This is a genomic window from Actinocrinis sp. (assembly GCF_035605935.1).
In the GTDB taxonomy this organism is placed as follows: Bacteria; Actinomycetota; Actinomycetes; order Streptomycetales; family Catenulisporaceae; genus Actinocrinis.
This window is the reverse complement of record NZ_DATNGK010000279.1, coordinates 23,522-30,670: the sequence shown is the minus strand read 5'-3', so window position 1 is coordinate 30,670 and position 7,149 is coordinate 23,522. Positions and strand designations below refer to the sequence as shown.

Genomic DNA, 7,149 nt, shown 5'->3' with positions numbered 1-7,149 from the left:
GCTGGCGGGCGCGGCAGTGACCGTCGCACCGAACACCGGGCCCGCGCACCTTTCCGCCGCGGTCGGGACCCCGGTGGTCAGCCTGTTCGCGCCGGTCGTGCCGGCTGCGCGGTGGGCGCCCTACGGCGTCGAAACCGTGCTGCTCGGTGACCAGGACGCTCCTTGCGCGGACACCCGCGCCCGCGAATGCCCGGTCCCCGGCCATCCGTGCCTATCCAGCGTCACCCCCCGCGACGTGGTCAGCGCCGTGGAGAAGTTGCTGGCCTCGGCCGGCGGCCGCCGAGAAGGAGGCGTCGAATGAGGATCCTGCTATGGCACGTGCACGGCTCGTGGACGACCTCATTCGTGCAGGGCTCGCACACGTACCTGCTTCCGGTCACCGAGCCGCGCGGCCCGGACGGGCTCGGCCGCGCCCGCACTTGGGACTGGCCGGAAAGCGCGGTCGAGGTGCCGGTGCACGAACTGCGTTCGACGCCCTTCGACCTGGTGATTCTGCAACGGCCGCAGGACGCGCAGCTCGTGGTCGACTGGACCGGGCTAGTGCCGGGAATCGACGTGCCGGCGATCTATGTGGAGCACAACACGCCGCAGCAGTACGTGCCGAACACCCGGCATCCCGCGGCCGACCATCCGGGCCTGCTCGTCGTGCACGTAACGGATTTCAATGACCTGTTCTGGGATTGTGGCAGCACCCCGACGACTGTGATCGAACACGGCATCGTCGACCCCGGCGAGCGGTACACCGGCGAGCTTGCGCACGCCGCGGTCGTGGTTAACGATCCAGTGCGGCGCGGCCGGGTCACCGGGACCGACCTGCTGCCGGGCTTCGCTGAACACGCGCCGCTTGACGTGTTCGGGATGCGGGTCAATGCGCTGCGTCACCATCCGCACTACCTGCCGGACCGCATGCACCTGCATGAGGACCTGCCGCAGGAACAGATGCATACCGAAATCGCGCGGCGCCGGGTGTACGTGCACCCGATCCGCTGGACCTCGCTCGGGCTCTCGCTGCTTGAGGCGATGCAGCTCGGGATGCCGGTGGTCGCGCTGGCCACCACCGAGGCGGCGCGCGCGGTGACCCCTGGCGCCGGGGTGGTTTCCCCGAGCGTCACGGAACTGCACGAGGCGATGCGCGCCTTCATCGACGACAAGGAACTAGCGCGTGAAACGGGGGCCGCAGCGCGCGAGGCGGCGCTGGAGCGCTATGGGCTCAAGCGTTTCCTCAAGCACTGGGACCAGGTGCTGACCGAGGTGACCTCATGAGAATCGCATTGGTATCAGAACACGCAAATCCGATGGCGGCGCTCGGCGGGGCCGACGCGGGCGGGCAGAACGTGCACGTGGCCTGTCTTGCGACGGGGATGGCCGATTTGGGCCACGAGGTGACCGTGTACACCCGCCGGGATGCTGCCGACACGGCGGGACGCACCCAAATGGGGCGGCGCGTCATGGTCGAGCAGATCGACGCGGGACCACCGAAGCCGGTTCCGAAAGACGACCTGCTGCCGCACATGCCCGTCTTCGCGCGGGAGCTGGCGGCCCGCTGGAAGGAACAGCGGCCGGACGTGGTGCACGCGCACTTCTGGATGTCCGGGCTCGCGTCGCTGGAGGCCGCCGCACCGTTCGGCATCCCCGTGGTGCAGACGTACCACGCGCTCGGCGTCGTCAAGCAGCGGTATCAGGGATCTGCCGACACAAGCCCGCGGTCGCGGATCGACACCGAGCGCGAGATCGGCCGAAGCTGCGCCCGGATCGTGGCCACGTGCAGCGACGAGCTGTTCGAGCTGGTGCGGCTCGGCGTGGACCGGCGGCACATCACGGTGATCCCGTGCGGTGTCGACCTGGCACGGTTCACGCCAGAGGGCCCGGTCGCGCCGCGCGGCCGGCGGCATCGGCTGCTCGCGATCGGCCGGCTCGTGCCGCGTAAGGGTTTTGACATGGCGATCGCGGCCCTGGCGAAGCTGCCGAACACCGAGCTGGTCATCGCGGGCGGGCCTGCGGCCGAGCGGCTGTGCGACGAACCCGAGGCGCATCGGCTGCGCCAGGTCGCGGCCGAGTGCGGCGTCGCGGACCGGGTCAAGCTGCTCGGCGCGGTGCCGCGCGGTGACATGCCGGCGCTGCTGCGCTCGGCCGAGCTGGTGCTGTGCACGCCCTGGTACGAGCCGTTCGGCATCGTGCCACTTGAGGCGATGGCCTGCGGCGTGCCGGTGGTCGCGAGCGCGGTCGGCGGGCTGACTGACACGGTGCTCGACGGCGTCACCGGCGTGCTCGTCCCGCCGCGCGACCCGGACGCGCTCGCCGATGAACTCAGACCTTTGATCAAGGATGGCGAGCTGCGCAGGCAGCTGGGGCTCAATGGGCTGCTTCGAGCCAGATCTCGCTATGGATGGCCGCGTATCGCGCACCGCACCGCAGAGGTGTACGGCCGGCTGGTGGCCGGGCGGACCGAGCGGATCGAGGAGGCGGTGAACTGATGATGTCGATCGAACAAGTGCTGCGCGACCGACTGAGTCAGGTCACGTATGCGCTGCGGACCTCCGACGCGCTCGCCGAGACCTGCGCGGATTGGGGTCGCCAACTGGCCGGCGTGCTCGCCGCGGGGAACCGGTTGCTGGCGGCCGGAAATGGCGGCAGCGCGGCGCAGGCCCAGCATCTGACCGCCGAACTGGTCGGGCGGTTCCGGGACGAGCGCAGGCCGTTCTCAGCGATTCCGCTGCACGGCGACACCTCGGCGACCACCGCGATCGGCAACGACTACGGCGCGGAGGAGGTCTTCGCCCGGCAGGTCGACGCGCACGGCAGGCCCGGCGACGTGCTGCTGCTGCTATCCACCAGCGGTCGCAGCGGCAATGTGCTGGCCGCCGCAGAGCGGGCCCGCGCCGCGGGCTTACATGTCTGGGCACTGACAGGCCCGGCGCCGAACCCGCTGGCCGCGCTGGCGCACCGGTCGATCTGCGCACTCGGCCCGGATAGCGCGACGATCCAGGAAGTGCACCTCGTGGCGCTGCATCTGGTGTGCGAGGCGATGGATCTCGCTCTCGCGCGCCGAGAGCCGCAGCATCTGGCGGTCACGCCGGCCATGGCGCCCAGTTCGATCGGAGCCGCGCGATGACGGCGCGTCGTGGGCTTGTCGTCCTCGGAGACGCCTTGCTCGACCGCGACCTCGACGGCGCGGTGCGGCGGCTGTGCCCTGATACTCCAGCACCGGTCGTCGACGAGCCGAGGGTTCGCGCGCGGCCAGGCGGCGCGGCCTTGGCGGCGCACCTGGCCGCGCTCGCCGGACACCAGGTGACGCTGGTGTGCCCGCTGGGTGACGATCCAGAAGGTGAGCAGATCAGGGAACTCATCCATCCGGATGTTCGCCTGGCCGGCTTGCCTTGGCAGGAGGCGATCGCACAGAAAACGAGGGTCCGCGCCGATGGCAGGACCCTGCTTCGCATCGATCATCCGGCGCGGCCCTACACTGGCGAACCGGGCGCGCTACTCGCGGAAGCTCTCGACGGGGCCGGCGCGATTCTGGTGTCCGACTATGCCGGGGGCGTCACCTCGAACCCTGCCGTGCGCGAGGCGCTGACCACGGCCGCGCGGCACCTGCCGGTGGTGTGGGATCCGCACCCGCGTGGCGCCGCGCCCGTCCCCGGCACACTGCTGGCCACGCCCAATCAGGCCGAGGCTGCCGCCGCGGCGAGGTTGCCGGCCGCCGCGTCCGCGCGAGGTTCCGCAGCGGTCAAAGCGGCCGCGGACGCGGCCGACAGATTGCTCGGCACCTGGCCGGTATCACAGGTTGCTGTCACACTCGGCGCTCAGGGCGTCCTGCTGTGCGGAGCCGCCAACACGCAGCTCTTCCCGGCGCGCAACATTGCGCCGACAGATGCGTGCGGCGCTGGCGACGCGTTCGCTTCCGCGGTCGCCGCGGCATTCGCGTCGGGAGCACTGCCATCGGAGGCCGTGGCTGCGGCAGTCGACAGCGCGGCCTCCTTCCTCGCGGCAGGTGGCGTGTCAGCACTCGATCCGGAAGCCGCTGGTTTCAGCTCCACCGATGCCTTCGAGCTGGCCGCGAAGGTCCAAGCGCGCGGCGGCACGGTCGTCGCGACCGGAGGCTGCTTCGATCTGCTACACGCCGGTCACGTGCACTGCCTGCGTGCCGCGCGCGCGGCCGGCGACTGCCTCATCGTGTGCCTGAACTCTGACGCTTCGGTGCGTCGGCTCAAGGGCCCGGGGCGACCGCTGAATAGCCAAGCGGACCGGGCGGCCATCCTCGAGTCACTGAGCTGCGTTGACGCGGTTGTGGTGTTCGACGAGCCCACGCCGGAGAACACACTGCGGCGGTTGCGCCCCGACGTGTGGGCGAAGGGCGGCGACTACGCGGCCGACGACCTGCCGGAGGCGCCGCTCGTGCGTGGCTGGGGAGGCCGAGTCCTCACGGTGCCGTACCTCTCCGGCCGCTCGACCACCGGCCTGGTCCGTTCGGCGCGCAATGAAGCAGCCTGATACCACTGACGAAGCAAGTTGAGATGTCTGCGATCACAGAAGCCACCGGCGTTACCGCCGACACCGCCACCGTCCCTACCGTCGCCACCGCTCCTGCGAACGTGGCCCGCCGACCCCGGGTGTTGCTGCTACGCGCGCTCGGCCTCGGCGACTTCCTCACCGGCGTTCCGGCGTACCGCGCCGTGCGCCGCGCGTTCCCCCAGCACGAGATCGTCCTCGCCGCACCCGCGCAGCTCGCCCCGCTCGCCGAGTTGACCGGCGCGATCGACCGGCTGCTGCCGACAGGCGAGTTGGCACCGGTGCGCTGGCCGTGGCCGAATGAGCCCCCGGAAACCGCCATTGACCTGCACGGAAACGGACCGGCCAGCCGCCGTCTGCTGGAAGAGCTGCGCCCGGCGCGGATCATCGGCTTCAGTATCCGCCGGGCGCCGAGCCGCGGCGTATGCCATTTCGGCCCACGCTGGCTTCCGGGTGAGCACGAGATCCACCGCTGGTGCAGACTGCTGACGCGTAGCGGCATTCCGGCCGACCCGAACGATCTGGACCTTGAGCCGCCGGATCCGGTCACCAGTCCGGCAGCGAGCCCGCAACTGCTCGCGGACCGCGCGAATACGAGCACGAGCACGAGCGCCACCGGGCGCCCGTGGCCCGCTGATTTCGCTCGGCCGGTCATCGTCCACCCTGGAGCGGCTTACCCGAGCCGCCGCTGGCCGCCAGCGCGCTTCGCGGCGGTCGCCGGGTACCTGAACAAGTCCGGTTGGCGCGTGCTCGTCACCGGCTCGTCAGGCGAGCGCGACCTTGCCGAGTACGTCGCGCGCGCCGCAGGCCTTCCCCCGCACGCGGCCGTCGCGGGGCAGACCACGCCGCTCAACCTGGCCTGTCTGGTGGCCGAGGCGGCGCTGGTGGTCTCCGGCGATACCGGCATCGCACACCTCGCGACAGCGTTCCGGCGCCCGTCAGTGGTCCTGTTCGGCCCGATCCCGCCCGAGGAGTGGGGGCCGCCGCCCGACCGCCCCTGGCACGTGGCCCTGCACGCGGCAGAGCCGGGCTACCACGGCGATCCGCACGGCGGCGAAATCGACCCGGCGCTCGACGCGATCCGGGCCACCGACGTCATCGCCGCGGTCGACAAGCTCCTCGACGCGAACCGGGAGATGCACCACTTCGTCAGAGTTTGATCCGCCGCGTTCGGGTACCCGGCGGGACGCAGAACACGAGAGACGAGACCAAACGCCGCAATGACGACGGCGACGTGCGGAAATTCAGAAAGGGAGCACTATGAAGCACGCAGAGAGGGAGCGGACGGAAGCCGCGAGGCTGCCCCAGGGCAACATCATCCGCATCCTGCTGGAGCAGCACGCCCAGATCCGTGAGCTGTTCGTCGCGGTCAAGGCGTCCACGGGCGCGCCGAAGCAGGAGCGCTTCGACGAGCTGCGCGAGCTGCTGGCGATCCACGAGGTCGGCGAGGAGATGATCCTGCGCCCGGTGTCCAAGAACACCGCCGGCCACGAGATCACCGACGCGCGCAACCACGAGGAGGACGAGGCGACGCACGTCCTGGCCGAGCTCGAGAAGATGGACGTGAACAGCCCCGAGTTCGACACCAAGCTCAGCCAATTCGAGCAGGCGGTCTCGGACCACGCCGAGAACGAGGAGCACCAGGAATTCCCCACCGTGCTGGCTCAGCGCACCGAGGAAGAGCTCAAGCGGCTGGGCGAGCGGTTGCTGAAGGCCGAGAAGACGGCCCCGACGCACCCGCACCCGACCGCCGCCGGGTCCCCGGGCATGGTGAAGGTCGCGGGCCCGTTCGCCTCGATGCTCGACCGCGCTCGTGACGCGTTCAAGAAGAACTCTGACGAGAGCTGAAGCTGACGCGGCGGCTGATCAGCAGGTAGCAGATTGCTGATGAGCGGCGAGAACCGAACGGCCGGTGGCGGGAACGTGATTCGCTCACGTTCCCGCCACCGGCCGTAGTAGGTAGTAGCGCGAGCCGGCTCGGCCCGCGCCTGGTTATCCGACGTGTTCGATGTACGTCTCGCAGAACGCCTTGAGGTCATCCGGCTTGCGGCTAGTCACCAGGCTGCTGGGCTGGCTGGTGTCCACGACCACCTCCTGGTCCACCCAGTTCGCGCCGGCGTTACGCAGGTCGGTCTGCAAACTCGGCCACGAGGTGAGGGTGCGGCCCTCCAGCGTCCCGGTTTCGATCAGCGTCCAGGGACCGTGGCAGATCGCGGCGACCGGTTTGCCGTCCTCGACGAACTTGCGCACGAACGCCACCGCCTCGGGGATCGTGCGCAACCGGTCCGGGTTGGCGACGCCGCCGGGCAACACGAGCGCGTCGAAGCCGTCCGGATCGGCGGCGGACAGCGGCTCGTCCACGTCCCACTGCGCGGCGCGGTCGAGGTGGTCGAACAACCAGACCTGGCCCGGCTTCGGGGAGACCAGCACAGGCGTCGCACCCGCGTCGAGCGCGGCCTGCCACGGGTCGCGCAGCTCGACTTGCTCGGTGCCCTCGTCCGCGACGAGGAATGCAATACGGCGGCCACTGAGATCCTTGGCCATGAGAATCGCTCCGTCCAAAGATGTAGCGGGAGACAGGGAAGAGCGCGGGCTCTGCGTACCCGCGTACTGCGCACGCGATACGACCCGCGACCTCAG

General features: G+C 70.3%; 8 protein-coding genes. 7 read left to right on the top strand and 1 reads right to left on the bottom strand.

Going from position 1 to position 7,149, the window contains the following annotated elements:
- The 7 genes from VN779_RS22830 to VN779_RS22800 all read left to right on the top strand — a co-directional run.
- Positions 1-301, top strand: a 301-nt coding sequence (locus tag VN779_RS22830; protein ID WP_325726722.1) for a glycosyltransferase family 9 protein, incomplete at its 5' end; no start/stop codon positions are given.
- Complete coding sequence (locus VN779_RS22825) at positions 298-1,263, top strand: glycosyltransferase (RefSeq protein ID WP_325726721.1); 966 nt, start codon at positions 298-300, stop codon at positions 1,261-1,263. The genes VN779_RS22830 and VN779_RS22825, both read left to right, overlap by 4 nt.
- On the top strand, positions 1,260-2,474 hold the full coding sequence (locus VN779_RS22820) for a glycosyltransferase (protein ID WP_325726720.1): 1,215 nt from the start codon (positions 1,260-1,262) through the stop codon (positions 2,472-2,474). The genes VN779_RS22825 and VN779_RS22820 overlap by 4 nt, the downstream gene beginning before the upstream one ends.
- A 2-nt stretch (positions 2,475-2,476) precedes the next feature.
- Positions 2,477-3,112 (top strand): D-sedoheptulose-7-phosphate isomerase, encoded by a 636-nt coding sequence (locus VN779_RS22815; protein WP_414639741.1) that lies wholly within the window; start codon positions 2,477-2,479, stop codon positions 3,110-3,112.
- Positions 3,109-4,491: a D-glycero-beta-D-manno-heptose 1-phosphate adenylyltransferase gene (gene rfaE2, locus VN779_RS22810; protein WP_325726717.1), complete on the top strand. Its 1,383-nt coding sequence runs from the start codon at positions 3,109-3,111 to the stop codon at positions 4,489-4,491. The genes VN779_RS22815 and rfaE2 overlap by 4 nt, the downstream gene beginning before the upstream one ends.
- A 23-nt stretch (positions 4,492-4,514) precedes the next feature.
- Positions 4,515-5,669, top strand: a complete 1,155-nt coding sequence (locus VN779_RS22805) for a glycosyltransferase family 9 protein (RefSeq protein WP_325726715.1) — start codon at positions 4,515-4,517, stop codon at positions 5,667-5,669.
- A 100-nt stretch (positions 5,670-5,769) separates the two neighbouring features.
- Positions 5,770-6,357 (top strand): hemerythrin domain-containing protein, encoded by a 588-nt coding sequence (locus VN779_RS22800; RefSeq protein ID WP_325726713.1) that lies wholly within the window; start codon positions 5,770-5,772, stop codon positions 6,355-6,357.
- A 144-nt stretch (positions 6,358-6,501) separates the two neighbouring features.
- Here VN779_RS22800 and VN779_RS22795 read toward each other — a convergent pair whose 3' ends face one another.
- Complete coding sequence (locus tag VN779_RS22795; protein WP_325726711.1) at positions 6,502-7,053, bottom strand: type 1 glutamine amidotransferase domain-containing protein; 552 nt, start codon at positions 7,051-7,053, stop codon at positions 6,502-6,504.
- Positions 7,054-7,149 lie beyond the last annotated feature (96 nt).